Consider the following 22,703-nt stretch of genomic DNA (forward strand, 5'->3'; position numbering starts at 1 on the left):
GAGCCGCCCGTGACACCGCCCGAAACATCGCGTCGCAACCTGCTGGCAGGCGCCATCGCTGCGGCGGCGCTTGCGCCGTCACTGGCCCCCACGCTGGCCCATGCGCAAGACCCGAAATTCGCTCCGGCAAATTCCCATGGCCCCGGTGCAGACCTGAAGGTCGAGCGTTTCCCGATCTGGCCGGGAACACCGCCGGGATACCCTGCCGCGGGCGTGAAGGACGTGTTCGTCAAGCGCAGTCCCACCGGCGACGAGGACGATATCGCCTGGACCAATGTGGCAATGCCGATGCTGACCGTCGTTCACCCGGAAAAGCCGAACGGCGCAGCGATGCTGGTGGTGCCCGGCGGCGGTTATCTGCGGGTGGCGGTGGGACGGCACGGATCGGACATTGCCCGGCGCTTTGCCGCACAGGGGATCACCACGTTCGAGCTGCTCTATCGCCTGCCGCACGATGGCTGGGCGGCGGGACCGGACGTGTCGTTGCAGGATGCGCAGCGGGCGCTCCGGCTGATCCGGGCAGGCGCAGGAACGCGCTGGCAGGTCGATCCGGAACGCGTCGCCATCTCGGGCTATTCGGCGGGTGGACATCTGGCGGCACGCGCGGCCTCGCGCCCCGATCTCGTGACCTATACGCCGGTCGATGCGGCGGACCGGCAATCGGCGCGGGTGGACGTGGCGGGGCTGTTCTTCCCGGTCGTCACCATGCTGGATGAGGGCGTGCATCGCCAGTCGCGCGAGCAATTGCTGGGCGCCCGCAAGGACGATCCCGAGGCACGCACGCACTGGTCGACGCAGATCGGCCTGCCTGCCGACATGCCCCCCACCTATGTCGCCTGCAATGCCGACGATCCGGTGGTCCCGCCCGAGAACGCGATCCTGATGTTCCGCGCGCTCAATGCACTCAAAACCCCCACCGAACTCATGATCTTCGAGAAAGGCGGCCATGGTCCGCCAGCGCCGCACAAGGATGGCACGCCGACGCCGTGGATGGCACTGTTCCAGGCCTTTGCCGCCGATCATGGCTGGCCGGTGCGCGCGTGATGGCACCTTCCCCGCTTTCACTACCGGGCGCTTTCGACGGCCTCGCCGCAAGATTGCTGGGAGAGGCCGTAACGGGGCCTGCCTTTGCACTGGAGGACGAAAGCGCCGCGCTCGAAAGTGCTGTCGTCAGCAAGGTCGTGCAGGGCGCCCTCCTCCATTTCCCGGCACCGCACCCTTGCGGTACCAGCGCGCTGGTGATTGGGGGCGGCGGCTACGTCCAGTTGATGGCCGGGCGCGAAGGCGTGCAGATCGCGCGCTGGCTGAACGCGCTGGGCATCGACGCCCATGTGCTGATCCACCGCTTCCCCGACGCGACAAACGGCGTGATGGCGCCGCTGGAAGACGCGCGCGCGGCGATGCAATTCTTGCGACAGACCGGCGCCGCGCGGCTCGGCGTGGTGGGGCTGTCCTCGGGCGGACACCTTGGCGCGTGCCTGCTTGCCTGCACCGACGAGAGTTCACCCGATTTCGCCGTCATCGGTTATGCCCCGATCTCGACCAATGCCGCCGGACGCACGGTGATCGCCGACAAGCCGCCGCTGGCACCGCCGGAAAAGCAGGCACTCTACGATGCGCTCCAACCCGATGCGCAGATGGCGGAAAACCCGCCACCGTGCTTCGTGGTCTATGCGGCAAGCGATCCGGTGGTGCCGGTAGTTAATGCGCGCCGCCTCACCGCCGCGATCGAGGCGCGCGGCGGACATGCCGAACTGCATGTCTTTGCCGAGGCGCCCCACGGCTTCGCGCTCGATACGCCCGGCTTGGCGGTCTCGCTCTGGCCGCAGTTGTGCGAAGCGTGGATGCGGCAGACGGCCATTCTTCCGCCGAACTGACCCAAGGCGACTTGACCAAAAACAGAAGCAGCCCCATCTGAGGGGCGCAGGGGACGCCCCTTGCCTGCACCTCGCGCGCCTGAAGCGCCATGCCGTTATGCAAAGCCGGGACGGCCCGGACATGGAGTTACACATGTCCTGGATTATCCTTGGTCTCGCGGGTCTTCTCGAAGTCGTATGGGCGCTGGCGATGAAGCGATCGCAAGGCTTCACGCGCCTTTGGCCCTCTGCTGTCACGCTCGTTGCCATGGCCGGATCGTTCGGTCTGCTGGCTCTTGCCTTGCGTAGCCTGCCGCTGGGCACGGCCTATGCGATCTGGACCGGGATCGGCACGCTGGGTGCCTTCATTGCTGGAATCGTACTGTTCGGTGAGCCGATCAGCCCCATCCGGTTGGGCGCGGTCGTGTTGATCCTTGGCGGCATGGTGCTTCTCAAGCTATTCTGAACGCGGACGCCTGCATCCATCTGCAACCTTTTCGACAGATCGCGATGCAACTCCCGATATGTGAAATCCATGTCCACAATGTCATTGACACCGGTTTCCAACAAGAATAGCCGTTAGCCCAACGAAGGCGAATCCAACAATCGCCACACACGCGACGGCCGCGTTTCCAGCCGTAGCCCTTGGGAGGGATGTCATGAAATCGAAGGCATGGACAAAATGTGAAACCAGTCGGCTGGGCTTGATTGCTACCGGTGTCTTTACCGGAATTGCGGCGCTTTCGCTGTCCGCACCGGTGCTTGCCCAGACGGCTGCAGCACCAGCCACCCCCTCCACTCCTCCGCCTGCATCCGGCGCCCCGACGCAGACCGCGCCGACGCAACCTGCAGCTGCCGCTCCGACCTCCATCACCCCCGCCACCGCGCAGGAAATCATCGTCACCGGCTTTCGCCAAAGCGTCGCCACCGCGCTCAACGCCAAGCGGTCGGAGATCGGCGCGGTCGATGTCATCAAGAGCGAGGACATCGCCCAGTTTCCCGACAACAACCTGGCCGAATCGATCCAGCGCATCCCCGGCGTGACGATCACCCGCGCCGCCGGTGAAGGCCGCTCGATCACCGTGCGCGGCCTTGGTCCCGGCTTCACCCGCGTGCGCATCAACGGCATGGAGGCGCAGGCGACTTCGGGCGGTTCGGCTGCGGCAGGCGGCATCAATCTGGGGCGCGGGTTCGACTTCAACGTCTTCGCTTCAGAGCTTTTCAACTCGATCACCGTGCGCAAGACGCAGTCGGCAGACGTCGATGAAGGCTCGCTTGGCGCCACCGTGGACCTTGCCACCGCGCATCCCTTCGACTTCAAGAAGACCACCGCGACGATCTCCGCCGAAGGACAGTACAACGACCTGCGCGGCCGGATCGACCCGCGCCTCGTCGGGCTGTTCTCCACCACCTTTGGCGGCAGCGACTTCGGGCTGCTGGTCTCGGGCGCCTACAGCACCAGCCACAAGTACGAAGACGATCAGGGCGGCGCGGGCGGCTGGGACACGGTGAACACCAACGGCGGCTTCTGCTCGCCCCTGGGCGTCACCCCGACCAACCCGCTGGCCGGCAGCAACGCCTACGGCTCCAGCGCCACCCAGTGCTCGACCGGGGTGGACCGCCTGCCCGGCACCGCCAGCAACATTGCCGCCTACCAGACGGCAGAGGGCAACGGCACCGTCCAGATTCCCCACCTGCCGCGCTACGGACGCATCACCCATGACCAGAAGCGCCTCGGCCTGACCGGGTCGCTGCAATGGCAGCCGAGCAGCCACACGCTCGTCACCTTCGATGCGCTGTTCTCGCAGCTGAAGGAAACCCGGCGCGAGATGTACCTGAACGGCATCTCCTTTGCCCGTTCGCTGTCGAGCAACGGCCTGCCGCAGACCAGCGTGACGGACGCCGAAGTCAACGATGCGGGCGATCTGGTCTACGGCGTGTTCGACAATGTCGACGTGCGCTCAGACGACCGTCTGGTGCAGGACAAGACCACGTTCCAGCAGTACACGCTGAACTTCAAGCAGGACCTGTCGGACACCTTCCACATCACCGGGCTTGCGGGCTATTCGGACTCGAAATACTCGAACCCGGTGGACGTCACCGTGTCGATGGATGCGGTCAATTCGGATAACTACAGCTTCGATTATCGGGGCAACAGCCGCCTGCCGCTGATTACCTATGGCTTCGACGTTACCGATCCCAACGCCTACAGCTTCACCAGCGGCAACTCGCTGGCCCGCGTGCGCCAGTACTATGTCGACAACACCTTCAAGACCGGCGAGCTGAACGGCACGTTCGATATCACGTCCGACTTCCACTTCAACTTCGGCGGGTCGTACAAGCAGTTCGACTTCAAGGCCCAGCGTTTCGACCGCAATGCCGCCGAAACCAACGTGCCCGACCTGCCCGCAGGTACCTCGCTCGCCAGCCTGACCGATACCGTCACCGGCTTCGGCAAGGGCATGAACCTGCCCGCAGGTTCGGCCACCAGCTGGGTCACGCCCGACCCGCAGGCCTTCATCGACGCCTTCGACATCCTTTCCGGTCAGGGCACTTGGACGATGGGTAGCATCGACAATTCGGGCGCGCGGGGCGGCAACCAGAGCGTGACCGAGAAGACGAAGTCCGCCTACGGCCAGTTCACCTTCGATACCGACTTCCTGCCCGTCCATGTCCGCGGCGACGTGGGCATGCGCTATATCGACACGCAGCAGACCGCGCGAGGCTATCAATTGCAATCGGGTAGCGCCGCGCTGGTCTCGGTGCAGAACGACTATCACAAGTGGCTCCCGGCGGTGAACCTGACGGCGGATCTGCAACAGAACCTGCTGCTGCGCTTCGGCGCGGCGCGCGTGCTCGCCCGCCCGAACCTCACCAGCCTGTCACCGGGCGGCACGATCCTGGCGCAGGGCACCAAGAGCATCACGCTGGGCAATCCGCAGCTCGCCCCGATCGAGGCGAGCACTATGGACGTCTCGCTGGAATGGTACTTCGCGCCGCGCTCGATCCTGTCGGTCGCCTACTTCCACAAGAACATCCATACATTCGTGCAGACGCTCACCCGGTCAATCCCGTTCAGCGAGACGGGCCTGCCGGACTCGCTGCTGGATGGCTACCCGACAGTGCCTTCGGACATCTTCACCGTCAGCCAGCCGGTCAACACGCCGGGTGGCCCGCTGGACGGTGTGGAAGTGAACTTCCAGTCGGACCTACCGCTGAATTTCCTCCCGGACGTTCTCAACCACTTCGGCGTTCTGGCGAACTACACCTACGTCACGTCGAAGATCAATTACTGCACAAATTCTGCCTGCTCCACGTCCGTCACGGCGGAACTGACCGGCCTGTCCAAGAACGCCGCCAACGCGACGCTCTATTACGACAACGGCAAGCTCTCGGTGCGCGGATCGGTGGCCTGGCGCAGCGGGTTCCTCACCGGGGTGCCCGGCGGCAACACCGGCAACGACGTCAACGGCACGCATCGCTCGGCCGTGGTCGACGCGCAGCTGACCTACACCTTCAACGATCACCTCAAGCTCAAGCTCGAAGGTCTGAACCTGACCGATACTTTCATCGACCAGTACCAGGACTCCGACCGCGACAGCTCGCTCGACTACGAGCACACCGGCCGCCAGATCAACTTCGGCGTCCAGTACAAGTTCTAAGAGCCCCACTCCCCCTCTCGGCCGGATTCGCAAGAATCCGGCCGGTCTTTTTGCATTTGACGCGTGCGTGCGGCACGTTCGCGAAAGAGCCGAGGAGCCACCCGAATGCCCGCCCGTGTTTCCCCCAAAAAACGCCTTGCCCCTCTCGTTACCGCTCTTCTGAGCGCGAATTGCCTGGCGGGCGCACCAGTTGCACACGCACAGACGGCAAACGTTCCGGCCAGCAACGCACAAACCGGCGACGCTTCCGGCCTGCTGTTCAGCCTTTCCGCCGACAAGGGCACAACAGCGGATATGGCCGCCGGTTCGCCTTCCCCGATCTTCCAGAAGGGCGTGCGCACGATTGCCGACGGTGCTTCAGGCCCGGCGCTCGCGATGGACGACAATCTGACGCTGGCATGGTCGGCTCCGGGCAATATCCACGCGCAGCGCGGCACCGTCTCGTTCCTGTTCCGCCCCGGCAAGCCTCTCGACGAACAACCCTTCCCGATCTTCCGCGTCGGCCGCTCGGACGGTTCGGACTGGGACATGACATGGCTGCGGATCGACTGGAACGGCCATGGCTTCGATGCCTTCGTCACCGATACCGGCATGGCCCGTACGCGCCTCAGCACCACCGTCGCAACCATCCCGCCGCCCGACAGATGGATCGCCGTCACCTTCGCCTGGGACGAGACGAAAGGCGTGACGCTGTGGATCGACGGCCAGCAGGTCGCGACCAAAGCGGCGAGGGCCGATTACGATATGGGCCTGTGGGGCTTCGGCTTCTTCCAGCGCACCGTCTCGCCCTGGCAGGTGCAGAGCGCTTACAACTTCCTGCGTTCGGGCGACATCGACGAACTGCGCATTTACGATCATGCACTGGATGACGCCGAAGTGGCCGCGCTGGCGAAAGGGCAGGCGCCGAACGTCGCTGCCCTGCCTGCCCGCACGCTGGCCGATCCGGCGACACGCGGCGAGTGGGCGCTGCGCCACGGTTGGGCCAACGTCACCGGGCCTATCGACTACGACAAAGGCCCGGTCATCGCCGTGCGCAAGGTCGAGTTCGCCGATACCCGCGACCAGAAGGAAAAGATGCTGCGCGGCGCCGACGGCATTCGCGAGACGACATGGCCGGGCGTCTACAACCGCTCGACCCTGCCGGGGCGCGACGACTATTTCGAGCTGCCGGACTGGGACGTTTACTCGACCGGCGGCAGCGCCTACACGCTGGCGCTGCCCGGCGAAGACTGGAACCATATCGAGATCACCGGGCCTGCCTATGGCACGCTCGACTGGTCAGGCGACGGTGCGAAGAGTGAAACCGTGCTGCGCCGCGCGCAGGGTTTTGAGCAGACCTCGACGCAGCTTGGCGGCACGCGTCACGGCGGCACGCTCACCTTCCGCAACCTCGCGCCCGAAACGCCGATACAGGAAATCGGAGCCTACGATATCCGCGCCATCGACGCCCCGCCGCAAGGCATCGCCACGCTGACCTACGCGCTGACGCCCGAGGCCAGTCCCGAAGGCTACGCCAGCCTCAAGCCGCTCACCGACTTCATCACGGGGCGCTATCCGACGGACGAGCGCACGGTTGTCGTCGCACTGCCCGAAGGCGCGCCGCTGGTCCCCGCCGATGCGGCGGTACGCGCCCGTTTCCCCATCGCCAGCGGCAAGGCACTCCCCGAAGTGCGCGTGCTGATCCCCGCGACCTTCCGCGATCAGCCCGCCGGCGAAACCGCACGGCGCTTTTCCTACGGCTGGGAGAACCTCGACGGCGGGCTCGACGGGCTGGTGCTGCGCCTGCACGCGCTCGGCCTGAAACCGGAGAAGGATGGGCTTGTGCCGTTCACGGTGCGTGTCCACGATCCGCTCTGGCCCGAACGCGATCTGCTCGACGTGACCGTGCGGATCGATCCGGGCAAGCCCCAGACGCTGTGGCTCGACACCCGCGACCGCATCCTGCGCCCTGAAGACAGCCTCTCGCTCTCGCTCGCCAGCGCCGATCCCGATTTCGATGCCGCGAGGCTGAAAGGCGCGAGCGTCTCGCTGGTGTTCAAGCCGCGCGAGGCGGCACTAGCCGAACATGAAGCCGACCGTCTGGAACAGGCGCGCGATGAACTCGCCTGGCTGGTCGAGGAACAGCCCTCTACCCGCCTCTACCCCGTCTGGAATCGTTTCGAGCGCGATGTGTCCGACGTGCTGCGCGTCGCGCCCGAAAACCGCGAAGCCCGCGCGCTGTGGAACGAGAAGAACCCCGAACAGCCCTACTGGCAGGTCGATCTTGCGCCGCCGCCGGATGCGAAGACCCCGCTCTGGGCCTGGCGTCAGGTGCAGGATCTGGCGCTTTACCGCCAGTTCGTGGACTGGTGGATCGACCACCGCCAGCTGCCCTCCGGCGTCCCCGGAGCCGGCGAACTGGGCGGGGGGCTTTCCGACGACACCGATCTCGTCAACCAGTGGGTCGGCCTTGCGCTGATGGGCGTGGAACCCGATCGCCTGCGCGCCTCGCAGCGTGCCGTGCTCGATGCGACGCATGAAAACGGCATGTGGAACAACGGCTTGAGCCATATCATGGCCGACCAGTTGCACAGCTATGAAGAGGGCATCAATACCCTCGCGCAGGCGATGATGCTCGATCGCGGGAACCCGCAGCTGATCGAGCAGGCCATGGCCACCGCACGGCGCTATCCCGATCTCATCCGCACCAATCCCGCAGGGCACCTGCATTTCGCCACCGCCTTCTTCAACGGCAGCCGGATGTTCACCAAGGGGCCGCTGGGCTGGCAATATCCCTACAGCTACCTCGTCACCCATCCCGGTATGCTGCTGGTCGACTGGAACGGCGCGCCGCAGGTGAAGTCGCTGCTGATGCACTCGCTCGACGATTGGCTGACCCATGGAAAGCAGGACAGTCAGGGCCACTGGATCTACCCGCAGGAGATCGAGTGGGCGACCGACAAGACACGCGGCACCGGCGTCTCCAGCGCGATCCACAGCTTCTGGGCGGCATGGCGCTGGACCGGCGATCCGAAATACCTGCGCCCGATCGAGCCCAAGGGCCTCGCCGCAGGCTCGCTCAACATGCTGTTCGGCGTCAATGCCGATACGCTGGCGCAAGTCCCCGGCGGCCCGGTCCTCGCCGCCGACATCTCTTCCGGCAAGGTCACGACCGACAGCCACGCCTACGATCCCAACCTTGGCACCGTCTCCGATGCGCAGATCGGCAAGTTCGTGCGCTGGCAGGAAACCGGCGATAACAGCCTGCTAGCCGGGCTCTATGCCGACGAGGCAGTCGAGGACATGCACCGCATGTATTACATCACCGAAGCCGAAGCCTGGATCGACCGCGTTGCCGTACCCAGCGACCTGCTCCAGCGCGCCCGCATGGGCGGCGTCGCGCACCTGCGCAACAACTACTACCCCGGCAATCTCGTCAGCTGGCGGTTTGCCGGACCGGACGATGCCGAGAAGGTCGGTATCATGATCCCACACGGCGACCCGAAACACTTCACCGTGACCGCCTACAACATGACCGACGCCCCGATGCATGCCACGATGATCGGCGGCGAACTGGCATCGGGAACATGGGAGGTGCGATCCGGCATCGACTCGAATGGCGACAATCGTGCCGATGCACCGGGAGCACCGCAAACGATCCAGCTGGAGAAGCAGCTCGGCACCGACCTGACCTTCCCCGCGCACCAGACGGTGGTCTACGAATTTACGCTCAAGACCCCCGGCGATAATCCGGCGACCCGACCAGACGTCGGGCTATCGTCACAGGATCTCGCGTGGAAGGACCGTGCCTTGCAAGTCACGGTCCACGGCCTCGGCGCCAAGCCGACACCGGCGGGCGAGGTTACGATCGCCGGACCGGATGGCCGTGTCTGGGGCAAGGCAGCTTTCCCTGCGCTTGCCGCTCCCAGCGACCTCACGCCCAAAACTGCCACAGTATCGCTAAAAATCCCGGCGGAAGCGCCCAACGCAGGGCTGGCGGCCACGCTGCGCCTCGACGGTGACGTTCATGAGATCACCGCCGACAACAACACCGCATCCGTACCCGCACGATGATACGTCGCGTCCTTACAGTACTGACGGCAGCAATGCTCGCCAGTCCCGCTCTCGCGCACAACGTGCGGGAAGAACCGGCGGGTCAGATGGCAGACGGTCGCCCGGTTTCCGCCTGGTTGCTCACAGGCGACCGTCAACACCCGATCCGTGTGCGTATCCTGTCACTTGGCGGGATCATCAACGCGCTGGAGGTGCCCGACCGACACGGACGGATGACCAGCGTTGTCCTCGCGCTGCCATCCATCGCCGCCTACGAGAAACGGCCGAATTTCAGCGCGGTGATCGGGCGCTATGCCAACCGCATCTCGCATGGCGGCGTGACCGTCGACGGACAGTTTCACAAGCTGGCCACCAATGCAGCCGGAGTCATATCGCACGGCGGCTCGGGCGGACTGGGCGCTCAACTCTGGCGAGGGGAAGCCGTGCGCGAATCGGGCCGCGTCGGTGTGCGACTTACCAATATCAGCCCCGATGGATTCAACGGCTTTCCGGGTGAACTCACCACCACCGTCACCTATACGCTCGGCCCCGACCAAACGCTGCGCATCGACTATGCCGCCACCAGCACGCGCGACACCGTGCTCAACCTCACGCACCATGCCTTCTTCAATCTGGCAGGGGCTGGCTCCGGCAGCACCGATGCGCAGTGGCTGCGCGTCTTCGCCGATCACTATACGCCAAACGATGAGCATAACCTGCCGACGGGCGAAGTCCTGCCGGTCTCCGGTGCGCTCGACCTGCGGGGCTGGGCGCGGATCGGTGAGCGTGTCCGCGCGGATGATCCGCAGCTGCGCATGGCCCATGGTTTCGATGTGAACTACGTCCTGAACGGCAGCGAGGCCGCCTTGCCCGTCGCGGCGTGCGCATACGATCCGAACAGCGGTCGCAGTCTGGTGGTCGCGACAGACCAGCCCGGATTACAGGTCTACACCGCCAACGGCTTCGATGGCTCGCTATTGGAGCGTTCCGGCGCGATGCTGCGGCAAGGCGATGCCTTCGCGCTGGAAACGCAGCATTTTCCCGACAGCCCCAATCACCCGAACTTTCCAAGCACACTGCTGCGCGCGAGGCAGACCTTCCGCTCGCGAACCGAGTTCCGTTTCGGCATCGGGCGAAGGGGCGCGAAGGGGCTCCCGGAAATCAGCGGGTGCCAGCCTGGCCCTTTCGCGAAAAAGTACTGATCCCACGCCCGGCGCACACACCGACCACATGCAGAAGCGCCGTTGCGGCGAGCATCGCAATCGCGAAGGTCCAGTGCGATCCGCTGGCTTCCGTCGCATGGGCATAACCGTGAGCAAGCGCGAAGAAGCCCGTGATGGCAGCGGCGAGCGCAAGGTTGATACGCGGGGCGAGAATGGCCCCCAAAGCGAGCAATGGCATCGAGAGAAGGACGATGGTCTCGGCGGGGATCGTGATACCGGTATGACCAACGAGGAAGCCTGCCGCCATCGCGCTCATGAAGGCTGCGGGCAGTGCCCAGATCTTGCCCGGATAGGCGCGCGCGGACCACAGACCGACACAGATCATAGCGGTGAGATGGTCGGCGCCGGTAAAGGGGTGGACGAAGCCTGCCAGCGCGCCGGTGCCAAAGTCATGCCCGGGATGCGCCAGTGCGGGGCTAGCCGCGAGGAGCGGCAGCAGGGCAGCGAGCTTGGGCCAGTGATGCGTGACGGAACGGCTCATGCGATTTTCTCCGGTTTGAAAAGCGGCCGCGCAGGCGGCAGGCGATGCGGCAGGCCACCCTGCTCGACGATCAGGCGAGCAATGGCATCGACGCCCTGATCGGCGCGGATGTTGGTGAAGACGAACGGCTTGTCGCCGCGCATCTTCGCAGCATCGCGGTCCATCACCGACAGGCTGGCGCCGACCAGCGGCGCGAGGTCGATCTTGTTGATGACCAAAAGGTCCGAGCGGGTGATGCCGGGGCCGCCTTTCCTGGGGATCTTGTCTCCCGCCGAGACATCGATCACGTAGATCGTCAGGTCGGCGAGTTCGGGGCTGAAGGTGGCCGCCAGATTGTCCCCACCGCTCTCGATCAGGATCAGGTCGAGATCGGGGAAGCTGCGGTGCAGCCGATCGACCGCGGCGAGGTTCATCGAGGCATCCTCACGGATTGCGGTATGCGGGCAGCCGCCTGTCTCGACGCCGAGGATGCGCTCGGCCTCCAGCGATCCGGCGCGGGTGAGGAACTCGGCATCCTCACGCGTGTAGATATCGTTGGTGATCGCAGCGATCTGGTAGTCGGCGCGGAAGGTGCGGCACAGCGCGTCCATCAGCGCGGTCTTGCCCGAGCCGACCGGGCCGCCGATGCCCACGCGAAGCGGGCCGTTTGTGGAGGTAAGCGTCATGTTCGGAACAGCCTCGTGTACTGGGTTTCGTGGGCCATGCAGCCAAGCTCGGCCATAAGGCTGGCCGAACCCATCTGCGCGAAGGGGTCCTCGTTCGGATCGAGCACTGCGGCTCGCGCGGCCTGTGCCAGCACTTGCGGCTTCAACGCGCGCAGCACCTGCTGGGCATGGGTCTGCCCCAGCGGCACCAGACGCTGCGCCGCCGAGACGAGATTGGCGACGGCGCCGTGCGCGAAGGCGGCCAAGGCTGGTTCAAGCGGGAGATCGGCCTGCGCCATCAGACAGGCACAGGCGACCGGATAGGCCAGTTCATCCTCGGGAACGCCGTCCAGTCCATTTCCTTCCAACATTACGAAGGCTTCAGCCGAGGCGGCGGCACGGGCGATGCGGCGGAACGCCTCGCCTTGCGCGCACGTCTCTAACCTGCGCTCGCCCCCGGTTGCCGCGGCGTGGGCAAGTTCAGCGATGGCGAGCAACGCCGCGCAGTCGCCTACTTTCGCCGCGCGGAAGGCGTGGGCGAAGAGCACCAGATCGCCCCACAGCGGGCCCTGCCCCAGCAGATCGGCGAGCCAGCTTTGGCACGAAGGCGCATCGGTGATGAAGCGTTCCTCCACCGCCCATTCCAGCCCGCCGGAATGGGTATAGGCGCCCACCGGCCAGGCCGGAGACATCCAGCTGAGCAGGTCGAACAGGCCGGCAGCGCTGACTGCGGCGTCTGTCACTGCGTCCGGCCTAAGATCGAGGGCGATGTCAGGCGTGATGGTGGTGATTTCCATGGTCGTGCCCATGATCATGCGCGTGGTCATGACCGTGCGAGTGGCCGCCGCCGGAATAGGCCCCGCCCTCCGGATCGAACGGCGCCTCGATCCGCGTGCAGGTGCCGCCAAGGCCCAGAACCATGTGCTCGATCACATGGTCGTAACGGATGCGCAAGGTGCCGCCCTTCGCGCCGGACACCAGCTGCGTGGGCAGGTGTCGATTGCCCAGATGCCAGGCGATGCGCACCAACGCCGCGCTATCTTCAGCACCGATCTCCAGCAGCGCCTCGGCGGCAGCGCGCACCAGCACCAGTGAGCCGTCCTCGATCCGCAGCCGCTCGCCATCGCGCAAGTGCACGGCGCTCGGCATATCGAGCAGCAGTTGCCGCCCCGCCTCGCTCGTGAGCACGATGCGGCGGCGGTTGCGGCGGTCGAAGTCGAGCAGGACCGAGTCCTCGCAGGGCTCTTCAGACGGTCCGGCTGGTTCGATGGCATGGATGCGACGCATAGGGGCTTGAACCTTCGCGATCAGTAGAGGAAGTAGCGCTGCGCCAGCGGCAGCACGTCGGCAGGCAGGCAGGTGAGCAGTTCGCCGTCGGCGCGCACCTCGTAGGTCTCGGGGTCGACCTCGATAACCGGCAGCGCATCGTTCAGCTTCATGTCTGCCTTGCCGATCCCGCGCACATTGGCGATGGCCACCACCTGCCGCTTGAGGCCAAGGCGCTCCTTTACCCCACCGTCCAGCGCCGCGTGGGAAACGAAGGTGATGCACGAGGCAGCCATGGCCGCGCCGTACTGGCCGAACATCGGCCTTGCGTGGACCGGCTGCGGCGTCGGGATCGAGGCATTGGGATCGCCCATCATCGCCGCCACGATCGTCCCGCCCTTGACGATCAGATCGGGTTTGGCGCCGAAGAAGGTCGGATCCCAGATCACCAGATCGGCCAGCTTGCCCACCTCGACCGAGCCCACCTCATCGGCGAGTCCATGGGCGATCGCCGGGTTGATCGTGTACTTGGCGACATAGCGGCGCGCACGCAGGTTGTCGTGCTGTTCGCCGTCCGTGTCGCTGCCGCTGTCACCGGGAAGCGCGCCGCGCTGCAGCTTCATCTTGTGCGCGGTCTGCCAGGTGCGGGTGATCACCTCGCCCACCCGGCCCATCGCCTGGCTGTCGGACGAGAGCACCGAGAGCGCGCCCATATCATGCAGGACGTCCTCGGCGGCGATCGTCTCCTTGCGGATTCGGCTCTCGGCAAAGGCGATATCCTCGGCGATGCCGGGGTCGAGGTGATGGCACACCATCAGCATATCGAGATGCTCGTCCACGGTGTTGACGGTGAACGGCATCGTCGGGTTGGTGGACGAAGGGATCACGTTTGGCAGCCCCGCCACCTTGATGATATCGGGCGCATGACCGCCCCCTGCGCCCTCGGTGTGGAAGGCGTGGATGGTGCGGCCCTTGAAGGCGGCGATGGTGTCATCCACGAAGCCGCTCTCGTTCAGCGTGTCGGTATGGATCATCACCTGGACGTTCATCGCATCAGCCACGGTCAGACAGCAGTCGATCGAGGCGGGCGTGGTGCCCCAGTCCTCGTGCAGCTTCATCGCGCAGGCGCCTGCCTCGATCTGCTCGACGAGCGCGGCGGGCTCGCTGGCATTGCCCTTGCCCGCGAAGGCCAGGTTCACCGGCAGCCCCTCGGCCGCCATCAGCATGCGCGCGATATGCCAGGGGCCCGGCGTGCAGGTGGTGGCATTGGTGCCGGTCGCAGGCCCGGTGCCGCCGCCCAGCATCGTCGTGATGCCCGAAGCCAGCGCCTCTTCCACCTGCTGCGGGCAGATGAAGTGGATATGCGCATCGATCCCGCCGGCGGTCACGATCTTGCCCTCGCCTGCGATGATCTCGGTGCCGGGACCAATAATGATATCGATGCCGGGCTGGATGTCCGGGTTGCCCGCCTTGCCGATGGCCGCGATGCGCCCATCGCGAAGGCCAATGTCCGCCTTGTAGATGCCGGTCCAGTCCAGGATCACCGCATTGGTGATCACCGTATCCATCGCGCCCGCCTCGCGGGTTCGCTGGCTCTGGCCCATGCCGTCGCGGATGACCTTGCCGCCACCGAACTTGACCTCTTCGCCATAGAGCGTGGCATCGCGCTCGATCATGATCAGCAGCGCGGTATCGCCCAGCCGCAGTCGGTCGCCCACCGTCGGGCCATACATGTCGGCATAGGCCGCGCCGGTCATCGTGAAGGCCATCAGCGCGGGCTCCCTTCATCTACTGTATCCAGCGCTCCCATCACCACGCCCCGAAAGCCGACGATGCGGCGCGTACCCCGCAAGGGCACCAGCGCCACCTCGCGCGACTGGCCCGGCTCGAAGCGGACTGCGGTGCCCGCCGGAATGTCCAGCCGCTGGCCCAACGCTGCATCGCGGTCGAAGGCCAGCGCCGGATTGGTCTCAGCGAAATGGTAATGGCTACCCACCTGCACCGGCCGGTCGCCGGTGTTGGCCACGGTCAACCGCGTCACCACCAGCCCTTCGTTGAGTGTCACTGTACCGGGCGCGGCCAAAGTCTCTCCGGGGATCATGCCTGCTTCTCCCTTCAACGGATCGGGCTGTGGATGGTGACCAGCTTGGTGCCGTCTGGGAAGGTCGCTTCCACCTGCACGTCGGCGATCATCTCGGCGATGCCCTCCATCACCTGCTCGCGCGTGAGCACATGAGCACCCGCTTCCATCAGGTGAGCGACGCTCAATCCGTCGCGCGCGCCTTCGGCCACGAAGTCGCTGATCAGCGCAATCGCTTCGGGATAGTTCAACTTCACCCCGCGCTCCAGCCGCCGCCGCGCCACCATCGCCGCCGTGGCGATCAGCAGCTTGTCCTTTTCTCGGGGGGTCAGACGCATCGCTCAGCAACTCCAGACACGGGGCGGGGGAAGACCTTCGCGCAAGACCTCCAGCGCAAGGGCAAGATCGTGACGCAGCACTGCGCCGTCAGGCGCCAGCAGACGCAGCGCGAGAATACCGTTCCAGCTGCTCGCCGCAACGCGCCCCTGCGCTCGGCTGAGCGCTTGACGTAGCGGGTCGAGCAGCGCGGCAGCATCGGGCGCCAGCCGCAATACCGTAGCGAAAGCACCTGCGCCTGCACCGAGTGCCGGGCGGGCCATCGTCGTGGCGATGTCCCGGCCCAGCGCCCCCCCAAGCTCCAGCGCATCGGCATAGACAAGCCGACCGCCGCGACGGATCCGCCAGGTATCGCGCAAGTGCCCGGTCGCCATCTGCTCGCCCATCGCCGCGCGGCCCAGCACCACCGCCTCGAGGCCCAGGAACCGCGCATCGGGCGCCATCTCCACCTCGATCGAACGTGACAATCGCGCCGCATCGAACAGGATCGTCTCCTGCGGCATCCACGCCGCGTCCGCGCCTGCCGCCAGCGTCAGTCGCGTCGACACCCGCGCACCCACATCCATCGCGCGATAGACCCGCTCCGCCGCCTGCGAGGTAATTGCCGCGCACGCACCCGCACCCCAGCCGATCCGCTGCTCCAGGACATCGCCTTCGGCAAGGCCCCCGGCGGTGTTGATCAGCACCGCCTCCCCCTCGCCAGACCGCATCGTCAGCCGAGGAAGCCGCACCCGTAGACACCCGCTCTGATACATCTCACCCGCGACAGTCCGTTCCCCCAAACAACGGAATGTCAGGCCGAGCGCCCCTCGGCTGCGAACAGCCGAAAGTGCAGAGGCCGTCGTGGTGACCATAGGGAAAGACGCGTTCAGAGGCTCAGCTCACGCCCGGATTACGCTTCTGCACCGGCCCGGGCGGGCTGATCGTTGCACAGTTCGAGGTTGGCAGCTTGCCTGCCAGCAAGGCCAGCGCGAAGGGGATCGAGTCCTTGGCAGACGTATTCACGGTGCTGCCGTGATCCTCGCCGGCATAAGTATGCCATTGCAGGTTCGTGCCCGCCGCGCACATCGCCTTCACCGCGTTGTACTGACCTTGCGTCCCGGCCATGTCATCCGCAAGACCCGTGCCGACGAACAGCGGGCCGGGGATATGCGCATCCTTGAACTCGAAGTTTGCCTCCATCGTCCCATCGATAGGCTGGAGATCGGGCACGAAGACCTGTTCGCCGGTCAGCTTGTTCTGATCGGCCATGTCGAACAGGGCGTGAAGGCACTGCGTGCGCGCGGCCTTGAGCAACGGATAACCTGCAGGCTGGACGAAAGCTGCCGGATCGAGTTCATGGTGCAGCGAACGATCAATCCCAGCGATGCGCAGCATACCAAAGCCGGGATTCATGAAGTGGACATCGGTCATCGCCTTCGACTTTGCGACATAATCTGCATCGTGCGGCGTATCAAAGGTCATGACAAGACCAGTCGCCACAGTCCCCAGCACATTCAGCTGCGGCGCGTAGCTCTTCGCGAGATACGTCGTGCCCAAAGCCGCACCCGAGCCCTGCGATTGACCGACGACGATCACCCGGTTCGCCAGCGTGCCTTTTTCGGCAGCCAGCGCGGCGCGAACACCGTCAAGCACCGAGCGCCCCTCGGAGCGCCAAATCAGGTAGGGATGGACACCCGGCGTGCCGAGCCCCTCGTAATCGCTGGCAACGACCGCAAATCCAGCCTTCAGCCAGCGACCGAGATATTCCGCGTCACGCGCCGACGGCCCGGTCCACGAAGGGGCGCAAGGATCGGCGAAGCCGGTAGTCCCATGCGCCCAGGCCACTACAGGCCAGCCGCCCTTCGGTACCTTGCCCTGCGGTACGAACATCATGCCCGAAACGATGACCGCTCCTCGCCCGACACCACTGGTCGACGAATAGAGGATGCGCATAGCCTTAACGCCCTGGGGCTGCGGGAGGTTCGCCGGCAGCGCTTCCTGACGCAGCAGGTGTCCGGGCGCTCCGATCTTACCGCTCCAACGATAGAAAGGCGAAACACCGCCATCGCCGTCTATATTACCGAGGTCAGTCGTGGCAGCAGCCGGAGCCGCCATCGCTGGCTGCACATTTGGAATAGCTGCAAGCGCAACAGCAGCTAGGGCGATAATCCATTGCTTCATAAGACATTCCATCATTTCGATCCGCCCCGGTCAAGTGTCCCGGGAACACGAAGTCGTCGCCCGGTCAGCCTAACCGCAAAGCAGCGACGATACCTCCCCCGATCCGGCATCGCCCCATTGCGCTGGCGGCAACACCTTTTCACCGAAACACCCATACCCGGCAACGCACCGAAAAGGACACGCCTCGATGCCGGATACGAACCGGCCTTGCCGAACGGCAGGCTCGGCCTATCCTTCCAGTTACTACCAGCAGCAAACAACAAGGTTCGCCAAGTCCATGGCCCAGTCCGCCACGCCCCCTCTTTCCGCCAGTGCCGCAGAAGCGCCCATGCCTCTGCTCAAAGGCAACTGGACGACGGTGGCGATCGTCTATGCCATCGGCCTTGGCAGCATGGCACTCGTCGGCATCCTTTCGCCGCTGGCGCTGACTGTCACGGCATCGCTCGGCGCCCCCAAGGCGGCGATCGGCTTTGCCATTGCCCTGTTCTCGCTTCCCGCGACCATCGTCGCGACAGTAGGCGGGTCACTCGTCGATCGCATCGGCCCTCGCAGAGCGCTGCTGTTGACCTCACCGGTCTTCGTGCTCGCCGACCTCGTGGTCTGGATGGCGCATGACATCTGGCTACTCAACCTAGGCGTGCTGCTCTCCGGTATCGGTTATCTCGGCATCCTCAACGGCGGTGCAGCCATGCTGATCGGCTCGCTCGAAGGCCACGCCCGCACTCGCGCGATGACGCTATGGTCGACCTATGCGCCCACCGGCTTTGCTCTCGGCCTGCTTCTTGCAGCGCCATTCACGCAAGGCGAAGGCTGGCGCGACGCGGTGGCACTGCATGGCGCCTTCATGCTGATCTGCGCGGCCTGCGCCTTTGCGCTGCCCCACGTTCCCGCCATGGTGAAGCACAGCGCCACGGCGCGCGAAAAGCTGGCTGCGCTGTTCGCCGGCCTGCGCCATCCCCCGGTATTCCTGCTGGGTATTGCAATGGCGATGCCGGCGATGATCTCCTACGGCACAAGCCTTGCCGCACCGACCTACCTCGCGAAAGTCCATGGCGTTTCGCTCGCCGCTTCCGCCAGCATCGTCGCCATTGCCAAGATCGTCGCAGTGCTGCTGGGCGGTACTGTCACCGGCGCACTCCTGAGCCGCGAATTCCCACCGCGCCGCCTACTGGCGATGGTCGTCGTGCTCGGCATCGTCGCACAGACGCTCCTGTTCCTGCCGTCGAGCCCGCTCGCGCTCGCCATCTTCGGGCTGATGGCCTGGCTGTTCACTTATGGTGCGGCGACCGGTGTATGCATGGCGACGATGCCCGCGCTGTCGAACAAGGATCTGGGCGGAGGCAGTGTGGCAGGCCTCGTCAACCAGTTCGTCTCACTCGCCTCGCTGCTGACGCCCACCATCTACTTTGCCCTGACGCACTGGACAGCCTATATCGCACTGGCGGTCATCGGGTTGGTCGTGTGCCTGCTGGCCCTGCCGAAATTGAGCAAGGCCGTCTGATCAGACGGCCGTATCGCCACCATCCACCGGCATCATCGCACCGCTGATGTAACTCGCCTCACGCGAAGCCAGAAAACGTATCAGCGCCGCGGCCTCGGCAGCGGAACCGTGACGACGCAAGGGGATACGCCCGTCCACTCGCCCCCGCTCCAACTCGGCATCGGGCACCGTCTGCCAATATCCGCGCGTCAACGGCGTATCGAGCCAGCCGCCGAGCACCGCATTCACCCGCACGCCCTCCGGTCCCAGTTCCGCGGCCAGGCTCCGCACCAGTCCGGCGACGCCTGCCTTGGTAGCCTGATAGGCATGCGTGAACGGCTGCCCCCTCATCGTCGCAGTAGAGGAGATAAAGATTACACTGGCGTTCGGCGAGATACGCAATGCAGGCAAAGCTGCCTGCACGGTCAGGAACGGAAGGCGCAGGTTCACGGCAGAGGCACGGTCCCACATGGCTGCAGTCCATTCGGCAACGGGTGCGCTGGCCATCGCCGAAGCCGCGACGATCACGGTATCGAGCCCGCTTGCATGCGCCAGCGCAGCGGTAACGGCCTGGGCGCCGGTGTCAGTTGACTCCAAGTCTACTGCCTCGAACCGGACCGCATCGGGCAATCCCCCCGGTGCTTCCCCCTCATCCGCCAGCAGTACCCGATCCCCGCCATCTGCGAAGGCGCGCGCCAGTTCGCCGCCGAGCCCGCTTGCGCCGCCGATGATAAGAATACCTGCCATGATGCTCGCGCTTCCTCGATTTTTCGGACCTTGAGTGGCACTGTACGACAGCCAAGTCCCATCGCCGCCTAGGCAACGGGAGAGGCCCAAAAAAGCAACTCTCGGCAACACCCATGGTGCTATTGAAGCCTTCATGACACAGAGCGCCCTGCCCGCGACAGATCTCGATCCCGGTTTCGACACTTCGGACCCGGTCGCGGTGCGCCGCGCGATCCGCTCGGGTACTTTCACCGGCTTTACCAATCTGGTGGCGCGCGGCCATGTGCAAGGCAATCTGGTGGCCGTGCCCGCCAGCCATGCGGACTCCTTCGAGCTTTACTGTCGCTCGAACCCGCAGGCGCTGCCGATCCTCGGCCGCAGCGAGCCCGGATCGCGCGCAATTCCGGCTTTGGGCGCAGACCTCGACATTGCGCGAGATACCGGCGGCTACATGGTGTTTCGCGATGGCGAACTGATCGATACGCCCCGCGATGCCGCGCCGGTATGGCGCGACGATCTTGTGTCGTTCGTGCTGGGCTGCTCGTTCTCGTTCGAGGCGATCCTGCAGAAGGCCGGTGTACGCCTGCGCCATCTCGACGAAGGCAACGTCTCCGCGATGTACGAAACGAGCCGCGAAACCGTGCCGGTCGGGCCGTTCGGCGGCAAACTGATCGTTTCGATGCGCGCGTTATCGCCCGCCGATGCCATCCGCGCGACGATCCTTTCAGCGCAATTCCCGCGTTTTCATGGCGCGCCTGTCTCGCTCGGCTTGCCCGAAGACCTAGGCATTGCGGACCTGACAAAAAGCTATGGCGGCCATGGCCTTACCCGGCTTCATCCCGGCGAACTTCCGGTTTTCTGGGCCTGCGGCGCCACCGGCCAGAACGCCGTGCGCGCTGCATGCCTGCCTTTGTGCATCACCCATTACAAGGCGCACATGGTCGTCACCGACCTGCCGCTTCCCGATTTGAATACGCCCAGCGTTTCCACCAAGGACATGTCCGATGAATGTTGACGAGATCGTTTCGCACTACGACGAGCACGGCTATGTCGTCGTCCCCGGCCTGCTGCAAGGCCCGGTGCTCGACAAGCTGCGCGCGCTGACCGACGATGTCGCCACGCGCGCCGCAGCAGTCGAAGCGGACGACGCGTGGTTCGATTTCGACACCGACGCGGCCGGCCAGCGCACGATCCAGCGTATCAAGAAGCCCAACCGCATCGATCCCTATTATGCCGAGCAGGCCGGAAACCCGCAGATTCTCGAAATTCTCACGCGGATCATCGGCGATCTGGTGCGTCTGTCGCACACCAAGATCAACATGAAATCCGCCAACGGCGGCGCCGCGCTGGAGTGGCATCAGGACTGGGCTTTCGCGCCGCACACCAACATGTCGACCTGCGTCGCCTCGATCATGCTCGATGGCGCCTCCGCCGCGAACGGCGCGATGCAGGTGATCCCCGGCAGCCACAAGCAGCCCCTGCTCGATCACCATGACGAAGAAGGGTTTTTCTGCGGCGCGGTGGACATCGATCAGGTGGACCTGTCGAAAGCGGTGCTGCTCGAAGGGCCTCCGGGGACCGTCAGCTTCCATCATCCGATGACGCTGCACGGATCGAGCGTGAACCGTTCGGGCGATCCGCGCCGTATCCTGTTCTACGAATATGCTGCCAGTGACGCATTTCCGCTGTTCTACAAGGTGGACTGGGACGAATACGAATCGCGCCTTGTTACCGGCGGTTCGACCACGGGTGTTCGCTTCGAGGACAACTATGTGAAGCTGCCATTCCCTTCGCGCGCGGGCAGTTCGATCTACAAGATCCAGGCCGGGTCCAAGCGCAAGTTTTTCGCGGACGCACAGTGAGTTACGCCTCCGAAGCAGTACGCCCGGTCGCCTTCGTCACCGGCGCCAGCGCAGGCACCGGACGCGAGATCGCGCTGGCGCTGGGCGCGGCGGGCTATGACCTCGCCATGGTTGCGCGGCGCACGGTGGAGATGGAAGCCGTGGCCGAGACGGTGCGGGCGCAGGGGCGTCGCGCACTGGTGTTGACCGCCGATGTGCGCGACGCACAAGCGCTTGAAACTGCGCTGGATTCCTTCCTCGATTGGTCGCAAGGCCGGGTCGATGTGGTGGTGAACGCCGCCGGCTACACCGGGCCGCTCTCGCCCGAAATCGGCGACTTCTCGATCGACGAATTCGACAGCACCGTGGCGACGAACTTGCGTGCGCCATTCATCGTACTCTCGCGCCTGCTGCCGATTATGCGCGCGGTGAAGGCGGGACGCATCGTGAATATCGGCGGAAATCATGGCATTAGAGGGCGCGCCGGACGCTCCAGCTACTCCGCATCGAAGTGGGGCCTGCGCGGCCTGTCGCGCAGCGCGGCGCTGGAGGCGGGGCCGGACGGCGTGACAGTGAACTACATCGCGCCCGGCCCGATCGCGGTGCCGCGCATGAAGGAAAACTGGCGCAAACTCGCGGTTTCGCGCGGTCTTTCCGAGGAAGAGGCGCTCAAGCTCTACGTCGCCGACATGGGCATTCCGCTGGGCCGCCCCAGCGAGATGGAGGACATCGTCGCCATGGTGCTTTACCTCGTTGGTGAGGGCGGCCGCAATGTCACCGGACAGGAACTGGTGGTCGACGGCGGCGCCACGCTGTAGCGCGTGATTGCACCGGGATGCACGTATTCGCAACCGGTGCAACACACTTGAAACAGCCCGAATTCCTTGGCTTTTCACCTCTTCAGGTGCATATC

20 protein-coding genes are annotated in these 22,703 nt (G+C 65.2%); 10 read left to right on the top strand and 10 right to left on the bottom strand.

From position 1 onward, the window contains the following. The first annotated feature begins 9 nt into the window (after positions 1–9). From AC3EC3_RS16095 to AC3EC3_RS16120, 6 genes are all read left to right on the top strand, one after another. Positions 10–1,044: an alpha/beta hydrolase gene (locus tag AC3EC3_RS16095; RefSeq protein WP_488490617.1), complete on the top strand. Its 1,035-nt coding sequence runs from the start codon at positions 10–12 to the stop codon at positions 1,042–1,044. Then, complete coding sequence (locus tag AC3EC3_RS16100; protein ID WP_488490618.1) at positions 1,044–1,877, top strand: alpha/beta hydrolase; 834 nt, start codon at positions 1,044–1,046, stop codon at positions 1,875–1,877. Before AC3EC3_RS16095 ends, AC3EC3_RS16100 begins: the two co-directional genes overlap by 1 nt. Positions 1,878–2,010: 133 nt before the next feature. Then, on the top strand, positions 2,011–2,322 hold the full coding sequence (locus tag AC3EC3_RS16105) for a DMT family transporter (protein WP_488490619.1): 312 nt from the start codon (positions 2,011–2,013) through the stop codon (positions 2,320–2,322). 238 nt (positions 2,323–2,560) lie between these two features. Beyond that, positions 2,561–5,518, top strand: a complete 2,958-nt coding sequence (locus AC3EC3_RS16110) for a TonB-dependent receptor (protein ID WP_488490620.1) — start codon at positions 2,561–2,563, stop codon at positions 5,516–5,518. Positions 5,519–5,623: 105 nt separating this feature from the next. Continuing rightward, the gene (locus AC3EC3_RS16115; RefSeq protein WP_488490621.1) at positions 5,624–9,571 is read left to right on the top strand and encodes a LamG-like jellyroll fold domain-containing protein; all 3,948 of its coding nucleotides are present in this window, start codon (positions 5,624–5,626) and stop codon (positions 9,569–9,571) included. After that, entirely contained in the window at positions 9,568–10,752 is a 1,185-nt protein-coding gene (locus AC3EC3_RS16120; RefSeq protein WP_488490622.1) for an aldose epimerase family protein, read from the top strand. The genes AC3EC3_RS16115 and AC3EC3_RS16120 overlap by 4 nt, the downstream gene beginning before the upstream one ends. Here the strand turns inward: AC3EC3_RS16120 and AC3EC3_RS16125 are convergent. From AC3EC3_RS16125 to AC3EC3_RS16165, 9 genes are read right to left on the bottom strand one after another with little or no spacing between them, the layout of a single operon-like run. After that, positions 10,712–11,254 carry a HupE/UreJ family protein gene (locus tag AC3EC3_RS16125; protein ID WP_488490623.1) on the bottom strand — a complete coding sequence of 181 codons (543 nt, stop codon included), beginning with the start codon at positions 11,252–11,254 and terminating at the stop codon, positions 10,712–10,714. The two genes, AC3EC3_RS16120 and AC3EC3_RS16125, sit on opposite strands and share 41 nt — an antisense overlap. Then, the gene (ureG, locus tag AC3EC3_RS16130) at positions 11,251–11,919 is read right to left on the bottom strand and encodes an urease accessory protein UreG (RefSeq protein ID WP_488490624.1); all 669 of its coding nucleotides are present in this window, start codon (positions 11,917–11,919) and stop codon (positions 11,251–11,253) included. The genes AC3EC3_RS16125 and ureG overlap by 4 nt, the downstream gene beginning before the upstream one ends. After that, positions 11,916–12,725 (bottom strand): urease accessory protein UreF, encoded by an 810-nt coding sequence (locus AC3EC3_RS16135; protein ID WP_488490625.1) that lies wholly within the window; start codon positions 12,723–12,725, stop codon positions 11,916–11,918. Before AC3EC3_RS16135 ends, ureG begins: the two co-directional genes overlap by 4 nt. Then, complete coding sequence (locus AC3EC3_RS16140; RefSeq protein WP_488490626.1) at positions 12,670–13,185, bottom strand: urease accessory protein UreE; 516 nt, start codon at positions 13,183–13,185, stop codon at positions 12,670–12,672. The genes AC3EC3_RS16135 and AC3EC3_RS16140 overlap by 56 nt, the downstream gene beginning before the upstream one ends. A gap of 20 nt (positions 13,186–13,205) precedes the next feature. Continuing rightward, positions 13,206–14,933 carry an urease subunit alpha gene (gene ureC, locus AC3EC3_RS16145; protein ID WP_488490627.1) on the bottom strand — a complete coding sequence of 576 codons (1,728 nt, stop codon included), beginning with the start codon at positions 14,931–14,933 and terminating at the stop codon, positions 13,206–13,208. Next, the gene (locus AC3EC3_RS16150) at positions 14,933–15,265 is read right to left on the bottom strand and encodes an urease subunit beta (RefSeq protein ID WP_488490628.1); all 333 of its coding nucleotides are present in this window, start codon (positions 15,263–15,265) and stop codon (positions 14,933–14,935) included. Before AC3EC3_RS16150 ends, ureC begins: the two co-directional genes overlap by 1 nt. A gap of 14 nt (positions 15,266–15,279) precedes the next feature. Then, positions 15,280–15,582 carry an urease subunit gamma gene (locus tag AC3EC3_RS16155; protein WP_260928872.1) on the bottom strand — a complete coding sequence of 101 codons (303 nt, stop codon included), beginning with the start codon at positions 15,580–15,582 and terminating at the stop codon, positions 15,280–15,282. Between the two features lie 3 nt (positions 15,583–15,585). Further along, on the bottom strand, positions 15,586–16,434 hold the full coding sequence (locus tag AC3EC3_RS16160; RefSeq protein WP_488490629.1) for an urease accessory protein UreD: 849 nt from the start codon (positions 16,432–16,434) through the stop codon (positions 15,586–15,588). 22 nt (positions 16,435–16,456) lie between these two features. Next, on the bottom strand, positions 16,457–17,677 hold the full coding sequence (locus AC3EC3_RS16165) for a lipase family protein (RefSeq protein WP_488490630.1): 1,221 nt from the start codon (positions 17,675–17,677) through the stop codon (positions 16,457–16,459). A gap of 253 nt (positions 17,678–17,930) precedes the next feature. On the opposite strand from AC3EC3_RS16165, the gene AC3EC3_RS16170 reads away from it, so the two are divergent. Beyond that, complete coding sequence (locus AC3EC3_RS16170; RefSeq protein ID WP_488490631.1) at positions 17,931–19,244, top strand: MFS transporter; 1,314 nt, start codon at positions 17,931–17,933, stop codon at positions 19,242–19,244. On the opposite strand, the gene AC3EC3_RS16175 is transcribed toward AC3EC3_RS16170, so the two are convergent. Continuing rightward, complete coding sequence (locus AC3EC3_RS16175; RefSeq protein WP_488490632.1) at positions 19,245–19,970, bottom strand: SDR family NAD(P)-dependent oxidoreductase; 726 nt, start codon at positions 19,968–19,970, stop codon at positions 19,245–19,247. Between the two features lie 133 nt (positions 19,971–20,103). Here AC3EC3_RS16175 and AC3EC3_RS16180 point away from each other — a divergent pair, with 133 nt between their 5' ends. Genes AC3EC3_RS16180 through AC3EC3_RS16190 form a run of 3 tightly spaced genes read left to right on the top strand, consistent with a single transcriptional unit; the run spans position 20,104 to position 22,608 of the window. Beyond that, the gene (locus AC3EC3_RS16180) at positions 20,104–20,964 is read left to right on the top strand and encodes a D-glutamate cyclase family protein (protein ID WP_488490633.1); all 861 of its coding nucleotides are present in this window, start codon (positions 20,104–20,106) and stop codon (positions 20,962–20,964) included. Then, positions 20,954–21,811: a phytanoyl-CoA dioxygenase family protein gene (locus tag AC3EC3_RS16185; protein WP_488490634.1), complete on the top strand. Its 858-nt coding sequence runs from the start codon at positions 20,954–20,956 to the stop codon at positions 21,809–21,811. Before AC3EC3_RS16180 ends, AC3EC3_RS16185 begins: the two co-directional genes overlap by 11 nt. Then, positions 21,808–22,608 carry an SDR family NAD(P)-dependent oxidoreductase gene (locus AC3EC3_RS16190; RefSeq protein ID WP_488490635.1) on the top strand — a complete coding sequence of 267 codons (801 nt, stop codon included), beginning with the start codon at positions 21,808–21,810 and terminating at the stop codon, positions 22,606–22,608. Before AC3EC3_RS16185 ends, AC3EC3_RS16190 begins: the two co-directional genes overlap by 4 nt. Positions 22,609–22,703: the final 95 nt, after the last annotated feature.

Source organism: Novosphingobium sp. BAM6 (genome assembly GCF_057784955.1).